This window comes from Pseudarthrobacter sp. Y6, assembly GCF_050156205.1.
GTDB lineage: Bacteria > Actinomycetota > Actinomycetes > Actinomycetales > Micrococcaceae > Arthrobacter.
Genome location: NZ_CP189574.1, coordinates 2,574,978 through 2,591,491 on the forward strand (window position 1 = coordinate 2,574,978; position 16,514 = coordinate 2,591,491).

13 protein-coding genes and 2 pseudogenes are annotated in these 16,514 nt (G+C 65.0%); 12 read left to right on the forward strand and 3 right to left on the reverse strand.

Features of this window, described 5'->3' with window-relative positions; all coding sequences use genetic code 11:
* The first annotated feature begins 53 nt into the window (after window positions 1–53).
* The 3 genes from ACQCSW_RS12370 to ACQCSW_RS12380 all read left to right on the forward strand — a co-directional run bounded on the left by ACQCSW_RS12370 (window position 54) and on the right by ACQCSW_RS12380 (window position 2,850).
* A complete protein-coding gene (locus ACQCSW_RS12370; RefSeq protein ID WP_426986285.1) occupies window positions 54–1,154 on the forward strand; it encodes an enolase C-terminal domain-like protein in 1,101 nt (366 codons plus the stop codon).
* Window positions 1,155–1,178: 24 nt separating this feature from the next.
* Window positions 1,179–1,457 carry a muconolactone Delta-isomerase gene (catC, locus tag ACQCSW_RS12375; protein ID WP_426986287.1) on the forward strand — a complete coding sequence of 93 codons (279 nt, stop codon included), beginning with the start codon at window positions 1,179–1,181 and terminating at the stop codon, window positions 1,455–1,457.
* 109 nt (window positions 1,458–1,566) lie between these two features.
* Window positions 1,567–2,850 carry a benzoate/H(+) symporter BenE family transporter gene (locus ACQCSW_RS12380; RefSeq protein WP_426986289.1) on the forward strand — a complete coding sequence of 428 codons (1,284 nt, stop codon included), beginning with the start codon at window positions 1,567–1,569 and terminating at the stop codon, window positions 2,848–2,850.
* A gap of 752 nt (window positions 2,851–3,602) precedes the next feature.
* Here ACQCSW_RS12380 and ACQCSW_RS12385 read toward each other — a convergent pair.
* Window positions 3,603–5,525, reverse strand: a complete 1,923-nt coding sequence (locus ACQCSW_RS12385; protein WP_426986291.1) for an FAD-binding monooxygenase — start codon at window positions 5,523–5,525, stop codon at window positions 3,603–3,605.
* Between the two features lie 222 nt (window positions 5,526–5,747).
* Here ACQCSW_RS12385 and ACQCSW_RS12390 point away from each other — a divergent pair, with 222 nt between their 5' ends.
* The 8 genes and pseudogenes from ACQCSW_RS12390 to ACQCSW_RS12425 all read left to right on the forward strand — a co-directional run.
* Window positions 5,748–7,268 carry a fumarylacetoacetate hydrolase family protein gene (locus tag ACQCSW_RS12390; RefSeq protein ID WP_426986293.1) on the forward strand — a complete coding sequence of 507 codons (1,521 nt, stop codon included), beginning with the start codon at window positions 5,748–5,750 and terminating at the stop codon, window positions 7,266–7,268.
* Entirely contained in the window at window positions 7,261–7,953 is a 693-nt protein-coding gene (locus tag ACQCSW_RS12395) for a GntR family transcriptional regulator (protein WP_426986295.1), read from the forward strand. Before ACQCSW_RS12390 ends, ACQCSW_RS12395 begins: the two co-directional genes overlap by 8 nt.
* Window positions 7,954–8,003: 50 nt before the next feature.
* The gene (hpaE, locus tag ACQCSW_RS12400; RefSeq protein ID WP_426986297.1) at window positions 8,004–9,518 is read left to right on the forward strand and encodes a 5-carboxymethyl-2-hydroxymuconate semialdehyde dehydrogenase; all 1,515 of its coding nucleotides are present in this window, start codon (window positions 8,004–8,006) and stop codon (window positions 9,516–9,518) included.
* Between the two features lie 36 nt (window positions 9,519–9,554).
* Window positions 9,555–10,634: a 3,4-dihydroxyphenylacetate 2,3-dioxygenase gene (hpaD, locus tag ACQCSW_RS12405; RefSeq protein ID WP_426986299.1), complete on the forward strand. Its 1,080-nt coding sequence runs from the start codon at window positions 9,555–9,557 to the stop codon at window positions 10,632–10,634.
* 2 nt (window positions 10,635–10,636) lie between these two features.
* Window positions 10,637–11,422 (forward strand): 2-oxo-hept-4-ene-1,7-dioate hydratase, encoded by a 786-nt coding sequence (hpaH, locus tag ACQCSW_RS12410; RefSeq protein WP_426986301.1) that lies wholly within the window; start codon window positions 10,637–10,639, stop codon window positions 11,420–11,422.
* Complete coding sequence (locus ACQCSW_RS12415; RefSeq protein ID WP_426986303.1) at window positions 11,407–12,228, forward strand: HpcH/HpaI aldolase family protein; 822 nt, start codon at window positions 11,407–11,409, stop codon at window positions 12,226–12,228. The genes hpaH and ACQCSW_RS12415 overlap by 16 nt, the downstream gene beginning before the upstream one ends.
* A gap of 25 nt (window positions 12,229–12,253) precedes the next feature.
* Window positions 12,254–12,811 (forward strand): annotated as a pseudogene (locus tag ACQCSW_RS12420) (aldehyde dehydrogenase family protein); the annotation flags it as partial.
* A gap of 670 nt (window positions 12,812–13,481) precedes the next feature.
* A pseudogene (locus ACQCSW_RS12425) lies at window positions 13,482–13,718 on the forward strand (ArsR family transcriptional regulator); the annotation flags it as partial.
* Between the two features lie 53 nt (window positions 13,719–13,771).
* Here the strand turns inward: ACQCSW_RS12425 and ACQCSW_RS12430 are convergent.
* Together ACQCSW_RS12430 and ACQCSW_RS12435 are read right to left on the reverse strand one after the other, a co-directional pair.
* Window positions 13,772–14,578 carry an SDR family NAD(P)-dependent oxidoreductase gene (locus ACQCSW_RS12430; RefSeq protein ID WP_426986305.1) on the reverse strand — a complete coding sequence of 269 codons (807 nt, stop codon included), beginning with the start codon at window positions 14,576–14,578 and terminating at the stop codon, window positions 13,772–13,774.
* A 26-nt stretch (window positions 14,579–14,604) separates the two neighbouring features.
* Complete coding sequence (locus tag ACQCSW_RS12435) at window positions 14,605–15,372, reverse strand: SDR family NAD(P)-dependent oxidoreductase (protein WP_426986307.1); 768 nt, start codon at window positions 15,370–15,372, stop codon at window positions 14,605–14,607.
* Window positions 15,373–15,718: 346 nt separating this feature from the next.
* Here ACQCSW_RS12435 and ACQCSW_RS12440 point away from each other — a divergent pair, with 346 nt between their 5' ends.
* Window positions 15,719–16,507, forward strand: coding sequence for a MoaF C-terminal domain-containing protein (locus ACQCSW_RS12440; protein WP_426986309.1), 789 nt, complete (start codon window positions 15,719–15,721; stop codon window positions 16,505–16,507).
* Window positions 16,508–16,514 lie beyond the last annotated feature (7 nt).

A 16,514-nucleotide genomic window follows, 5' to 3' on the forward strand; every position in this document is an offset into this window, starting at 1 on the left:
CGTTCCTCCCTGCATCGCTTGACCTCCCGACCGAACCGAAAGGAACCGCGCCGTTGAAAATCGAACGGATTGAAGTGATTCCCTACTCCATCCCGTATACCCACCCGCTGAAGTTCGCCAGCGGTGAGGTGGCAACCGCCGACCATGTTCTGGTACGTGTGCACACCAACGACGGCGTCGTGGGAGTTGCAGACGCCCCTCCCCGTCCTTACACCTACGGTGAGACGCAGGAGTCCATCGGGACGATTATCGGGAAGACTTTCGCCCCGCAGCTCATGGGTCTCGAGATCGTGGACCGGGAGCAGATCCAGGCCGTAATGCGCCGGACCATACACAACCAGGTGGCGAAGGGCGCCGTCGACATCGCGGTGTGGGACGCAATCGGCAAGACGCTCGGCACTCCTGTTCACAAGCTGCTTGGTGGGTATACAGACCGCATGCGGGTCAGCCATATGCTCGGCTTCCGGCCGGCGCAGGAACTCCTGGACGAAGCCCTGCGCTTCGGCGAGGAATATGGCATCACCACCTTCAAGCTGAAGGTGGGCCGCCGGCCGCTGTCCTTGGATGTGGAGGCCTGCCACGTGCTGCGAGAGGGACTGGGGGAAGACGTGGAGCTGTATATTGACGCGAACCGCGGTTGGACCGCAAATGAGGCCCTCGAGGTACTTCGGCGCACCGAGGGGTTGGGACTGACCCTGCTCGAGGAACCCTGCGACGCCAAGGAAGCAATGAGCCGCCGCCGCCTGGTCGACAAATCGCCAATCCCGGTGGTGGGCGATGAATCCGTCCCCACGGCTGGGGACGCGTCGCGGGAACTGCTTTCGGGCGGCTGCAATGCCATCTGTATCAAGACCGCCCGTTCCGGCTTCACCGAGGCCACCGAGATACTGGGGTTGTGCACCGGCCTCGGCGTGGATGTGACCATGGGCAACCAGATCGACACCCAGGTCGGTTCGCTGGCTACCGTCACCTTCGGCGCCGCCCACGAGGCCACCAGCCGCCGGGCAGGGGAACTTTCGAACTTCCTCGACATGGCCGACGACCTGCTGGCTGATCCGCTCCGGATAATCGACGGCACGATTTCCGTGCGCGATTTGCCAGGGGTGGGAGCAGAGATCGACGAGGACAAACTCGCGATGTACCGCCTGTCCTAACCCCGACAACCAAGGAGAAGAAAAATGTTGTTTTTGGCCCGCATGGATGTGCAATTCCCAGCGCACCTGTCCAGTGAGGACATCACCCGCTTGCAGGGGCTGGAGAAGGAGTACTCCCAGGCCCTGCAACAGGAGGGCCGCCTTGCCTCCATCTGGAGAGTGGTCGGCGAGTACGCGAACTATTCGGTGTTCGACGTCGGATCCAACGACGAGCTGCACCAGATCCTGAGCGGATTTCCGATGTACCCCTTCATGAAAATTAAGGTCACACCGCTAGCCAAGCATCCCAACTCCATCCGTTGACGGGTCGAGGCGGATTCTTCAGGGACGATTGATATTTGACGGCAGTTCACAGCCTTCCACTCCTTCATGAGTGGCCATCTTCCCCACCCGTAATTGCTCAGGAGCCACCATGTCCCACCCCCCTAAGGCCCCGTCCACGACTACCGAGGCAGGATCGGGCCGGAACCCGGGAGCCCAACCGCTCTTCGAGCGGCCCAGGGTCGGCCCGGCTGGAGTGCGCGACGTCCTGCGGGACATCGGCCCGCACTATGCTTCGAACGGGGTCGTCGGATTGGCCTTCTCCGCCTCCGGGCCGATCGCAGTCACCCTTGCCGTCGGGTCGCTCGGCGGACTGACGCAGTCCCAGCTCGCGTCGTGGGTTTTCGCCATTTTCCTCTCGGCCGGCGCGGCGACCTTGGTCATGTCACTGATCTATCGCCAGCCGTTGGGCTTCGCCTGGTCCATCCCGGGGACCGTACTGCTGGGGCCGTCCCTGCAACACCTGTCCTTCCCGGAGGTGATCGGGGCGTTTTTCTCTGCCGGGGTGCTGATTCTAGCCCTGGGTGCCACCGGAGTAGTGCGCCCGATAATGGCCGCGATTCCCGTGCCGATTGTCATGGCAATGGTTGCAGCCGTGTTCCTCCGGTTTGGGACGGACATCGTCGCCTCCACCCGGACCGACCCCGCAGTGGCGGCACCGATGGTGGTGGCGTTCGTCGTGCTCGCCGCCGTGCCCGCCCTGGGCAAGTATCTCCCTCCGGTGCTCGGCACGCTTGCGGTGGGCGTCGTCGCCGTCGCACTTAGCGGCCGGTTCACCATTGAGGACGGCGGACGGATCCTAGCCGCCCCCGTGTTCACTACCCCCGAGTTCACTTGGGCCGCCCAACTGGAACTGGTCATACCCCTTGCGCTCACGGTACTGGTGGTGCAGAACGGGCAGGGAGCCGCCGTGCTCCGGACCGCAGGCCATCACCCTCCGATCAACGTCTTCGCGATGAGCTCGGGGGTGTTCTCCCTGCTCAATGCCGCATTCGGCGCCGTCTCGGCCTGTGTCACCGGCCCCACCAACGCATTGCTGACGTCCTCCGGGCAGAAACAGCGCCAGTACACCGCCGCAGTGGTCTACGGCCTGCTGTCTCTCGTCTGCGCCCTGCTGGCCCCCACGCTCACCCGCTTCATGCTTGCCACTCCCGAAGCCTTCATTCTGGCCCTGGGTGGCCTCGCGATGCTGCGGGCCCTCCAACAGGCCTTCGTTACCGCATTCGCCACGAACTTCACCCTGGGAGCCCTGGTGACTTTCGTCGTCACGATCTCTGGCTTGGACCTCTTCAACATCCATGCCGCGTTCTGGGGCGTGGTCATCGGCTACGGCGTATCCCGCCTACTCGAGCGTCAAGACCACACCGCGACCTGACGCCGCCGCGCCACGCGGTCCGGCCCTCAGTCCGTGCTCGGTCCATCAGCGGAAACACAGGGGTGATCGCCCCTGTGTTCCAGCCAGACGGCCCGCTTGAAACCAGGTGGATGAGCGGCATCTCGACAAATGGGGCCCTACACCCCAGACAAACAGAAGCCGCGGCGTCTTACCGGCTCTGATGTGGACGACTTGATCTGGCTTATCGCGACGGAGTACTTGGCAGAGGCGGGCGATCGTCGCGGCGCGGACCCGGTTCGTGGCCTCGGTGATGTTGCAAAAGCCACCGGGAACACCACCACGACGCAGCGTCTGGACCCGGCGGAGGTCCAAGCGCTGGAAGGTCCCGATATCAAACGGTAGTTAGGGCGGAAGGCCCCCTCATCGAGGGGGCTTTCCGTTGTTTCGTGCCTGGTGATTCCGGCCGGGGCCCGGGTGAGGCGTGGTGACGTGGTGCCAACGGGCGGCCGGCAGCCCCAATCCGTGCCTGGGTGATTCCGTCCGGGGCCACTTTGGGCGCCATGTTCGACGCCGGCGTCATAGTTGACGGCGTGTCCGCGCCAAAGTACCCCCGGACCGGGCCCGGGTGAGGCGTGGTGACGTGGTGCCAACGGGCGGCCGGCAGCGTTCGACGCCGGCGCACCCCCCGGCTGGCCACGCGCTTCCGCCGTTCAATCCACGATTCCACCAGCACGTCGGCGTGGTTTACGACGATGACAACAAATCCTCAGCTTCTAATTCCTCATTAGGGCTCACGGTTCGGTGGCCGCAGACAACACAGCCGCGGCCTTCCGCTCTGGCAGCAAGGGCGCGAAGAATGCTCCCAGCTCGGCCGTTGCCGTGAGCGGCAGGACGTTCGCCACGTACTGATCGGGGCGAACAACGACCAGGACGCCGCCGCGGTCCAGGCCGCGGAGCTCGAAGATATCCGCGGCAGGGTCAGTGGCGTAGACCTTCTCGTAGTCTGCGAGCTTGAACGGGCCTACCTGGGGTTTGAACACTCCGGGAACAGCACCGAAATCTATGCTCGGGTGACCCTGCTGGTAGACCACCTTTACGTCGAACCAGGCGTCAGGATCGGCGCCCGACGGCGTTGCGGCCAGCGGAGATTGCGGCGAGCTCGCGAGCCACTCGGCGAACTCTTCCGTGGACGACGTTGCGCCCGGGAGAGCAGTGTCCGCGAAGACGTAGATCCGCCACCGGCCGTCCGCCGTGGCGTGGTGGCCGAGATGTACCGGGTTAGTGTCGCCGACCCGAACAACGGGCGCGGACTTGAACCGTTTGCCCACCGTGAAGCCGGTAGCCAGCTCCTGGTGGTCAGCGGCGGCCACCAGCATGGACGGCGCGTACTGCGTCATGAATCCGGCGGGGAACTCAGCAGTGCTGACATAGAAGTCCTCCAGCTCCGAGGGGTTTTCGAACTCCTCGGGCTTCTTCGCCATCAGGGTGGACCATTCTTTGTCGAAGTCAATCAGGTTTTTGGCGACCACCTGCCGCTCTGCTGAGTATGTAGACAGCAGGCTTTCCGGGCTGCGGCCCTCGAGCACGTGCCCGAGTTTCCAGGCCAGGTTGAAGCCGTCCTGCATGGAGACGTTCATGCCCTGCCCGGCCTTGGCGCTGTGGGTGTGGCAGGCGTCGCCGGCGATGAACACGCGGGGGGTGCGGGTTCCGCGCTCATCCGGAAGGACGTCGTCGAAACGGTCGGTAAGTCGGTGGCCCACCTCGTAGACGCTGTGCCACGCGATGTTGCGAACGTCGAGTGTGTAGGGATGGAGGATCTCATTCGCCTTGCCGATGATTTCCTCGATGGTGGTGTTACGCACGGCACCCTTATCGTTCGGGTCTACTTCGCCGAGATCCACGTACATGCGGAAGAGGTGGCCACCCTCGCGCGGGATTAGCAGGATACTGCCGCCAGTACCGGACTGGATGGCACACTTAGTGCGGATATCAGGGAAGTCCGTGACGGCGAGGGCATCCATGACGCCCCAGGCGTGGTTGGCCTGGTCTCCGGCCAGGGTGCAGCCGATGGATTCCCGCACTTTGCTGCGCGCGCCGTCCGCACCGACAACGTACTTGGCGTGGACAACGCGCTCCTGACCTTCATTGGGGCCTGAGGTTTGGAGAAGGGTCACGGTGACGGGGTATTCCCCCTCGTCCGAGACGCTCAGGGAACGGAATTCAAAGCCGTAGTCGGGCGACATCCGCGTAGGTGAGTTGGCCATGTACTCGGCGAAGTAGTCCAGCACGCGGGCCTGGTTGACGATCAGGTGCGGGAACTCGCTGATGCCGGCGGGGTCATCCTGGGTACGGGCGGTCCGGATGATGCGCGAGGGGTCCGCGGCGTCCGGCTTCCAGAACGCCATTTCGGTGATCGCGTATGCCTCGGCGATGATCCGCTCGGCGAAGCCGAAGGCTTGGAAGGTCTCGACGCTGCGGGCCTGGATGCCGTCAGCCTGGCCGATGGCGAGCCTCCCGGCGCGGCGCTCCACGATGCGCGTGGTGACGTTCGGGAACTGGGACAGCTGTGCGGCGGTGAGCATGCCGGCAGGTCCGGTGCCGATGATGAGCACGTCTACCTCATCGGGGAGCTCGGCGGGCCGATTGATGCCGACGCCGGCGGCGGGCCGGACTCGCGGGTCTCCGGATACGTATCCGTGGTGGTGGAACTGCACGGGCTTCCTCACTTCACTGTGTGGCTGTCGATCACCCGCACGGTGTTCTATATGCGAATTGACGGTTCGATATTAGAAAGATAGGGGTGTTGGCCCAAAACTGTACGTCAATGTGATCCGAACAACAAGTGGCTGAAAAAGCGTACAACTAGGCCTTGACGAAGCTCGGATCATGGGCGATAGTTTTTCGTATACGATTTTGTACTTGATGAGGAGACAGCTTTGGAGCAGGTCAACGAGGAGTCCTTGGCGGCGGCACGCAAGGTGGTCGCGGTGCACATCAACTACCCCAGCCGCGCTGCCCAGCGGGGCCGCACGCCGGAGCAGCCCTCCTACTTCCTGAAACCGCCGACCTCCCTGGCGTTCGGCTCGGCAGAAGCGCCTTCCGTCGTGGAGCGTCCGGCCAGCTGCGAACTCCTCGGCTACGAGGGCGAGATCGCCCTGATCATCGGCAAGCCCGCCCGACGCGTCGGGCTGGCGGACGCCTGGCGTCATGTCGAATGGGTCACCGCCAGCAACGACCTTGGCGTCTACGATCTCCGCTATGCGGACAAGGGCTCCAACCTCCGGTCCAAGGGCGGCGACGGCTTCACCCCGATCGGCCCCGGGTTGATCCCCGCGGACGCCGTGGACCCCGCCGGTCTCCGCATCCGTACCTGGCACAACGGCGACCTCGTCCAGGACGACACCACGGCGGAACTGCTCTTCCCGTTCGCCCGCCTGATTGCAGACCTGTCCCAGCTGTTGACGCTCGAGGCGGGCGACATCATCCTGACCGGCACCCCGGCCGGAGCCTCCGTGGCCAAGCCCGGAGACGTCGTCGAGGTGGAAGTCAGCACCGTTGAAGCCAGCGGATCCGCCAGTCTCTCCACGGGGCGTCTGGTCACCCGGGTGGAGGAAGGTTCGACGGCGTTCGCGGACTTTGGTGCGCGGCCCAAGACCGATGACCTGCAGCGGGAAGAGGCGTACGGTTCGCGGGCAGCGGCGGGCCTTGCCCCGGTGGAGGGTGCTGCGGTGGCGGGCACCGCCGTCGGGCATGTGCTGACCGCCGCTCTGAAGGCGAAGCTGGAAAGTGTCTGCACCGCCACGCTCTCCTCCCAGCTCCGCAAGCGCGGCCTGAACAACGTCAGCATCGACGGCCTCAGCTCAACCCGCCCGGAAAAGCGCGTGGTGGGCCTGGCCCGGACGCTGCGGTATGTGCCCAACCGCGAGGACCTCTTCAAAACCCACGGCGGCGGTTTTAACGCCCAGAAGAGGGCCATCGATTCCGTGAACGAGGGCGAAATCCTCGTCATGGAAGCCCGCGGCGAGAAGGGTACCGGCACAATCGGCGACATCCTGGCCCTCCGCGCGCAGGTCAGGGGTGCTGCGGCCATCATCACCGACGGCGGCGTCCGGGACTTCTCCGCGGTGGGCGCGATGGACATGCCTACCTACTATTCCAACCCGCACCCCGCCGTCTTGGGGCGGCGGCACATCCCGTGGGACACGGACGTCACCATCGCCTGCGGCGGCACCACAGTGCAGCCCGGAGACATCATCGTGGCGGACTCTGACGGCATCCTGGTGATCCCGCCGGCACTCGCCGAAGAGCTTGCGGACGACTCCATCATCCAGGAACGCGAGGAAACGTTTATCGCCGAAATGGTGGCACAGGGCCACAGCGTTGACGGCCTCTACCCGCTGAACGCCCAGTGGCGCACCAAGTACGAGGCATGGGAAGCAGGCACAGCAAATGACTGAAACGGCAACCGCCGCAGGCACTCAGCCAGGAACTAAGGCACCGGCCAGCAAGTCCGAACAGGCCTACGCGGCCGTCAAAGCCCGGATCGTGGACGGGACCTACTCCCCCGGCTACCGGCTGGTCCTTGCCACCATCGCCAAGGATCTGGGCGTCAGCGTAGTGCCGGTCCGTGAAGCGATCCGCAGGCTTGAAGCCGAAGGGCTGGTGAAGTTCGAGCGGAACGTCGGCGCTACGGTATCTGGGATCGACCCCACGGAGTACCTCTACACCATGCAGACCCTCAGCATCGTGGAGGGCGCGGCCACTGCCCTGTCCGCGCCGCTGATCGATTCCGTGACGATCGCCCGCGCCCGGGCCGTGAATGAAGACATGCGGGAATGCCTCCAGCACTTCGACCCGGTCCGCTTCACGCATCTGAACCAGGACTTTCACAGTGTCCTCTTTGAGCACTGCCCCAACCCGCACATCCTGGACCTGGTCCATCGCGGCTGGAACCGGCTCGCCTCGCTGCGGTCCTCCACCTTCCGGTTTGTCCCCGGGCGTGCCCACGAATCGGTGGACGAGCACGAGGCGCTGCTGCGGCTCATCGAGGCCGGCGCCGGCGCGGAAGAGATCGAAAAGGCCGCCCGCCAGCACCGCTCCGCCACCCTGGACGCCTACCTCGCCCAGGCCAAAAGCATCTGACCCGCTCTTCACCGGAGCAAAGCCCCCGCCCAAGCAGTAAGGAAACAACAATGACGTTCACTGCAGCAGAAGCCGCCACGCATTACGTACCGCAGGACCTGCCCTCCCACATCCAGCACTACATCAACGGAGAGTTCGTTGACTCCGCGGGCGGCAAGACCTTCGATGTCCTCGATCCTGTCTCCAACCAGAATTACGCCACCGCTGCGGCTGGCCAGACGGAAGACATTGATCTCGCCGTGGCCGCCGCCCGCGAAGCCTTCGTCAACGGTCCGTGGCCCAGGATGAAGCCGCGCGAACGTGCCCGCATCCTGAACAGGATTGCCGACGCTGTCGTGGCCCAGGAGGAGCGCCTCGCCGAACTCGAAACCTTCGACACCGGCCTGCCCATCACCCAGGCCAAGGGCCAAGCGCTCCGCGCCGCCGAGAACTTCCGCTTCTTCGCGGACCTGATCGTGGCCCAGTTCGACGACGCCATGAAGGTCCCCGGCGCCCAGATCAACTACGTGAACCGCAAGCCGATCGGGGTCGCCGGCCTCATCACACCGTGGAACACCCCGTTCATGCTGGAGTCCTGGAAGCTGGCCCCGGCACTGGCCACGGGGAACACCGTGGTCCTGAAGCCCGCCGAATTCACCCCGCTCTCCGCCTCGCTGTGGGCGCAGATCTTCAAGGACGCCGGGCTGCCCGACGGTGTCTTCAACCTGGTCAACGGCCTCGGCGAGGAAGCCGGCGACGCCCTAGTCAAGCACCCGGACGTCCCGCTGATCTCGTTCACCGGCGAGACCACCACCGGGCAGACGATCTTCCGCAATGCCGCCACCAATCTCAAGGGCCTGTCCATGGAACTCGGCGGCAAGTCGCCGTGCGTGGTGTTCGCCGACGCCGACCTGGATGCCGCGATCGATTCCGCCCTGTTCGGGGTCTTTTCCCTCAATGGCGAACGCTGCACCGCCGGGTCCCGCATCCTCGTCGAACGCGCCATCTACGACGAATTCTGCGAAAAATACGCCGCCCGCGCTAAGAAGATCGTCGTCGGAGACCCGCACGATCCCAAGACCGAAGTGGGTGCCCTGGTCCACCCCGAGCACTACGCGAAGGTGGCCTCCTACGTGGAGATCGGCAAGTCCGAAGGCCGGCTCCTCGCCGGCGGCGGCCGCCCCGACCACCTCCCCGAAGGCAACTACATCGCACCCACCGTGTTCGCCGACGTCGCGCCCGACGCGCGGATCTTCCAGGAGGAGATCTTCGGTCCAGTCGTCGCCATCACCCCGTTCGAGAACGACGACGAGGCGCTGGCTCTGGCGAACAACACCCGCTACGGGCTCGCGGCCTACATCTGGACCCAGAACCTGACCCGCGCCCACAACTTCTCCCAGAACGTCGAAGCCGGCATGGTCTGGCTGAACAGCCACAACGTCCGCGACCTCCGCACCCCGTTCGGCGGCGTCAAAGCCTCAGGCCTGGGCCACGAAGGCGGCTACCGCTCCATCGATTTCTACACGGACCAGCAAGCCGTGCACATCACCCTCGGCACCGTCCACACCCCCAAATTCGGCGCGTAAGCCCCACCCAACCCTCCTCAAAGAAGAGAGAACCCCATGACTGACTTTGTACGCACCCCCTCCGTCCCGGCTCCCGACATCGTCCGCTGCGCCTACATGGAGATCGTGGTCACCGACCTCGCCAAATCGCGTGAGTTCTACGTGGACGTCCTGGGCCTGCATGTCACCGAGGAAGACGAGAACAACATCTACCTGCGTTCCCTCGAGGAGTTCATCCACCACAACCTGGTGCTCCGCAAGGGACCCATCGCCGCCGTCGCCGCCTTTGCCTACCGGGTGAAGTCTCCCGCCGAAGTGGACGCCGCAGAGGCCTATTACAAGGAACTCGGGTGCCGGGTGGAACGCCGCAAGGACGGCTTCACCAAGGGCATCGGCGATTCCGTCCGCGTCGAGGATCCGCTGGGCTTCCCCTACGAATTCTTCTACGACGTGGAGCACGTGGAACGCCTCACCCAGCGCTACGACCTCTACTCCGCCGGTGAACTGGTCCGCCTGGACCACTTCAACCAGGTCACCCCCGACGTGCCCCGCGGCCGCAAATACCTCGAGGACCTCGGCTTCCGCGTCTCCGAGGACATCCAGGACTCCGACGGCGTCACGTACGCCGTCTGGATGCACCGCAAGCAGACCGTCCACGACACCGCACTGACCGGCGGCAACGGCCCGCGCATGCACCACGTCGCGTTCGCCACGCACGAGAAGCACAACATCATCCAGATCTGCGACAAGATGGGCGCCCTGCGCATCAGCGACCGGATCGAACGCGGCCCCGGCCGGCACGGCGTCTCCAACGCCTTCTACCTCTACATCCTGGACCCCGACGGCCACCGCATCGAGATCTACACCCAGGACTACTACACCGGCGACCCCGACAACCCGGTGGTCACGTGGGACGTGCACGACAACCAGCGCCGCGACTGGTGGGGCAACGCCGTCGTCCCGTCCTGGTACACCGAGGCCTCCCTGGTCCTGGACCTCGACGGCAACCCGCAGCCCGTCATCATCCGGGAGGAAAAGAGCGAAATGGCGGTCACCGTGGGTGCCGACGGCTTCTCCTACACCCGCCCGGACGCAGACAGCGCAGCCGAAGGCTTCAAGCTCGGGGCGCAGCTGTAGCCATGCTGGATGCCAAGACGATTGAGGCCATCGCTGACGAACTCCTGGAGGCCGCCCGGACCCGCGCCCCTGTCCCCCGCCTCACGGCACGCTACCCGGAGATGACGGTGGAGGACTCCTATGCTGTGCAGCAGCTGTGGCGGCGGCGCAACGAGGACGCCGGCCGCACGCTGGTGGGCCGCAAGATCGGCCTCACGTCCAAGGCCATGCAGGCCGCCACCGGCATCACCGAGCCGGACTACGGCGCCATCTTCGATGACATGGTGCTCGGAACCGGCTGCACGGTGCAGTGGGACCAGTACACCCATCCGCGGGTGGAGGTTGAGCTGGCGTTCGTGCTGAAGAAAGACCTGGCCGGCCCCGGTTGCACCATCTTCGACGTCTTGGACGCCACGGACTATGTGGTGCCGGCCCTCGAAATCCTGGACTCCAGGATCGAAATGGAGGGCCGGACCATCGTGGACACCATCGCCGACAATGCCGCGATGGGCGCCATGGTGATCGGCGGCAACCCCGTAAAGCCCGACGCCGTGGACCTCCGCTGGGTCGCGGCAATCCTCTACAAGAACCAGACCGTGGAGGAAACCGGTGTGGCCGCCGGCGTCCTGGACCACCCCGCCAACGGGGTGCACTGGCTCGCCAACAAGATCGCCGCCCACGGCGACGGGATGAAATCCGGGGACATCATCCTCGCCGGCTCCTTCACCCGCCCACTGTGGGTGTACAAGGGCGACACCGTCCACGCCGACTACGGACCATTGGGGGCCATCACATGCCGCTTCGAGTAGAACCGGAGACGACGTTCCGGGACGCCCTCGCCGCGGCTGACCGCCCGCTGGCGGGGATGTGGGTCTGCTCCGGCAGCCCGCTGATCGCCGAGCTCTGCGCCGGATCCGGGCTGGACTGGCTCCTCATCGACGCCGAACACAGCCCCAACGGCCTCGAATCCATCCTCGCCCAGCTCCAGGCCGTCAACGGCCACCCGGTCCAGGTCCTGGTCCGGCCGCCCGTCAACGACACCGTGCTGATCAAGCAATACCTGGACCTGGGCGTGCAGAACCTGCTGATTCCCATGGTGAACTCGGGCGCCGAAGCCCAGTCCGCCGTCGCCGCCACCCGATACCCGCCCCACGGCGTCCGCGGCGTGGGATCCGCCCTCGCCCGGGCCTCCCGCTGGAACCGCATCCCGGACTACTTGGCTCGGGCCGGGGACACCATCAGCGTCACGGTCCAGATCGAATCGACGGCGGCCGTGGACGCGGTCGGGGACATCCTGAAAGTGGACGGCGTGGACGCCATCTTCCTGGGACCCTCCGACCTCGCCGCCTCCATGGGACTCCTGGGACAGCAGGAACACCCCAAAGTACGCGCCGCCGTCGAACACTGCCTCAAAGCCGCTGCAGCCGCAGGGAAACCTGCCGGCGTGAACGCCTTCAACCCAGCCACCGCCCGCAGCTACCTCGCCGCCGGCGCCGCCTTTGTCCTGGTGGGCGCCGACGTCGCCATCCTGGCCCGCGGCTCCGAGGCACTCGCCGCGCAATACATCCCCCAAGACCCGGTGGTTGAGCCTGTCGAAACCCCAACCAGCTACTGACTGCCTTCTACCAAAGACTTCTTCCATGACAGTTACATCTGCTGCGCTCTCCCCTGCCATCTCACCCGCCCGCGAAGCCACGCTCCTAGCCTCCGTCCCGACCGGCTTGCTGATCGGCAGGCAGTGGCGTGACGCATCCGACGGCAGCACTTCGACGTGCACGATCCGGCCACCGGGGACGTGCTGGCCACCCTGGCCTCTGCAACCAGCGAGGGCGCCGTCGCAGCCCTGGACGCGGCCGACGAGGTGCAGGCCTCGTGGGCGAGGACCGCGCCGAGATGCCGAAGTAACAGTTCGTGACTACGGCCGCTAGGTCACCACCACAGAGGGCAAGAACAAAATTTTGGTCAAGCACACGCCCGTGGGCCCCTGCCTGCTCATCACGCCCTGGAACTTCCCGCTCGCCATGGCCACCCGCAAGGTCGCCCCCGCCATCGCCGCCGGGTGCACCATGGTCCTCAAACCCGCCAAACTCACCCCGCTGACCGCGCAACTCTTCGTCCAGTCCATGCTCGACGCCGGCCTTCCCGCCGGAGTCCTGAACATGGTGTCCTCTGCCAGCGCATCCGGGATCTCCGGGCCCTGGTGGCCGTTGGCGGCCACGTTCTGCGGCTCTGTGCAGTGGCCCAGCGCCACGGCGATCTTGCCGAAACCGTCGCGCTCTCGATCTGCGTGGATGACTTGGCCGCGGAGGTTGAGCCGTCTCGCCGGGATCGCGCCGAGCCCCTTCTTGCGGCGCTGTGCGGTGACCTGGCAGTACGCCATGGTCGTGTTGAAATTCTGATGACCCATGTAGTCCTACAGGACATCCGGAGGCGTCGAGGAACGACCGTTCTGCAGTAGGTGGCCGAGTGTGCACTGCACAGACCAAGCTTCGCGTGTCCGCGCGCACATTTCGGCACCAGGCAGCCCAGTATCACCTCTCGGCGGGAGCGGTGTTGGCTTGCCTACTCTTCAACAGTGATGCCTTGGACCCTTGAAGCTGCCAATTCCCCGCGGTAATTTGGGCAGATCCTCCCCCTGCTGAGCAGGACGCCGCAGCCGCTGCAGATGCATGAGCTCAGGTTCGTATATGGGGGTTGGACTGGTCGGGGACCAACAGTAGCCGGCCGAATTCAAACTCGCCCGGTCGCCCGGATGGGACGATGAGGCTCTTCAGATGCTGGTCCAGGTTCCGGCCGTCGCGGGTTGAGAGGCTATGAGCGCGGAGGCCCGTCGCGACGGACGCCACCATGACCGAGGAACAATCGGGTGCGCTCGCGCCGGGCCTGCGGTACCGTCCGGAAGCAACCGAGGCGCGCGGGCCTGGCTACGCTGCCAGCCATGACGAAGTCATTGCCGGCTTGCCATCCTTGACCGCTCCGATCCGTGTGCCGGGCGGCCCGACGGCGGCGATCGCCGTCGTGTATATCCGGCGCGAACAGGACCAGGCCGCCGTCGGCGCAGCGCTGGCTGCGAGCGCCGCGCGGATCGAAACCCAGCTGGCGTAAGGGCCACCTTCCACAGAAGGCGGCCCGCCGACTTCGTGGTCCATCCGGACCGGTCAGACAACGCCTTCAAAGGCAATGGTGGGCAAGTCCACGATGTGGGCACCGCCGTCAGCGACGATCGTGGCACCGGTGATGTATGACGATTCAGAGGAAACCAGGAAGTTCACGATAGCCGCCATCTCAGCAGGGTCGGCGGCCCGGCGCAGCGGCACATTTGCCGTCACGGTCCGGTAAGCCTCTTCCCTGCTGGCCATCGCGGCGGCCTCGGCAAAATGGTCCATTTCCGCATCGGCCATGGGCGTTTTGACCCAGCCGGGGCACAGCGCGTTCACGCGCACTCCCTGGCTCCCATAATCCCTGGCCAGTGACCGGGTCAATCCGATCAGGGCGTGCTTGCCCACGGTGTATCCAGCGACCTCCGGGCCAGCGAACAGGCCGGCCAGGGAGGAGACGATCACCACCCGGCCGCTGTTTGCCCGGAGCTGGTGCAGGGCTTCGCGGACGGTGGTGAAGGCCGTGGTCAGGTTTGCGTTGATGCTGGCCTGCCAGGCCGCATCATCGGTGTCGGCAACCGCGGAGAATCCGTGCCCGCCGGCATTGGCCACAACAATGTCCAACCTGCCGAATTCTTCCACGATACCGCTGATCGCAGCACGGGCCTGGGCGGAATCCGACATGTCCGCCACCACGGGCCAAGCACCGTGACGTTCAGCGACGGCGTCCAATGGCTCCCGCCGCCTGCCGGCGACCGCCACCTGCGCGCCTTCCCGGAGGAGCCGCGCGGCGATTGCCTCGCCGATGCCTGTGCCGCCCCCGGTCACCAGGGCGCTCTGGCCGCGGAGGGGTAATTGCTGGTTCATGGGTCCTCCAGTGCTGTAGGGGCGATTCACGCCGGGAATGAAGACTGTGCCAGATAGCCGAAATCGGAGACCAGGCTGGTCCCGTTCACGGGCGAAGACCTTGCCGAAGCCAGGTACAGCACATGGTTGGCCACTTGTTCCGGGCGCTGGACCGGATAGTCCTGCGCCGCAAACGTCTCAGCGGTCTGCCCAAGATCGGCACGCGACATTGCTGAGTCGACGACGGACGGGCACACACAATTGACCCGGATGCCGTCCTCCATGAGGTCCACCGACAGGGCCCGGGTCAGCTGCAGCACGGCTCCCTTGGAGGCGTTGTAGGGGACCATACCCGGAGCCGCGACGAAGCTGCTGTCCGAGGCGATCAGGATCAGTGACGGCGCAGCCGACGCACGCAGATACCTAAGGGTGTGCTTGGCCAGCAGGAACTGCCCGCGCACATTGACAGCCATGACCGCATCCCATGCCTCGGCGGAGATCTGCTCAATGCCACAGTCGTGGGGACCGGAGATCCCAGCGCTGCCGACGACGACATCGATGCCGTTGTAGCGGGCTGCGATGGACTCCACGGCCGCTGCAACCTCGAATTCGGCGGTGATGTCCGCCGTGACGAAGGCGCAGACCGCACCGAGTTCAGCTTCCAGTTCGGCCTGGAGCGCTTGGCTGGCTTCAGCATCGATATCGATCAGGCCCAGCCTGGCGCCTTCCTCGGCAAAAGCCCAGGCACACGCCCGCCCGATCCCCGATGCGGCACCGGAGATGACGACGGATTTACCGCCAAGATCGAGTTCCATTCCCACCCCACTAGTCGCGGTTACGCATCCAGCCTGCCAGCCGGGCGCATTGACGGCTTGGCTCAGGAGGAACACTCCTTGTCGGACCGGGAACAAACGCCGGACCGGATTGGTCTTACGGGAGAGCGTTAGGCTGTGGCTCTTGGCTTCGCCGGGGCCGTCCCCGGGAGCCTCTCCGTCATCGTGCCGCGATAGTCAACGCATGTTCGTTCTCCGACAAATTATTGCTGCTTCTCTCCGGGCATAGTGTTCTAAAGCCCTGAAACCAGCTGATCATCGGCCGTGGCGACGGGCTGCATGCACGACCACCACGAAGGGACCGCAACGGTCACTGAAAGGAACTGTCATGACAACCACTCCCGAATTCATTTCGGTCGGCGCCCTCGGGGAAGGATTCGCCATCGACAACAATGTGCTGGTGGAGGACGCCGGGCTGAACGGCCGTTCACTGACCCTGCGCTTTCCTGGCGACCGTTTACACGCCTGCACGGTAACGGATAGCAGCAAGGTGATCTGGGATGGCCTGGAAACCGAGGCCAGAGTGACGTCGATTCGCAGCGGAATCTTTTTCGTGGATTTTCTGCTGGGTGAAGCTGTTAAGGAATCCGTCAGCCTCGTCCTCGATACTGCCGGCGGACACGTGACACTCGTCCAGGGCGCTCTGCCGAACGCCGAGGAGACCTCGGTGAGCGCCTATGACCGGGCCCGCGAAGGAATGGAACTCACGGGGGTGAATGCCGAGATTCTCCACGGAACCATCGACGGCGTTGCAGGCGGCACGCCGCATGCACCCACGGACGAGCTGCTGGGCCTGCGCAACCGCTACCACTACAGCCCCGACGAAGTATACGAACACGTGTACCTGAACGGGAACTTCTACACCTGGCATTGCCTGAAGGGTTCCGAATTGGGTCTCGGTGATACCGACCGGTGCCACTACATCAAGATCGCCGAGAAGCTGTATCTGTTTGTCTGGAGGGAGAAGATCGTTCCCACCCTGGGCGTCATCCTCATCGACATGGACCGGCTGAAGACCGACGGGAAGATCTTCGGCTACAAGGGATTCGACTTCACCAGCTACGTGAACTTCGAGGTAGGCGCCGTCGCCGAAGTTCTGAACGAAACCACGTACTAGCCACATG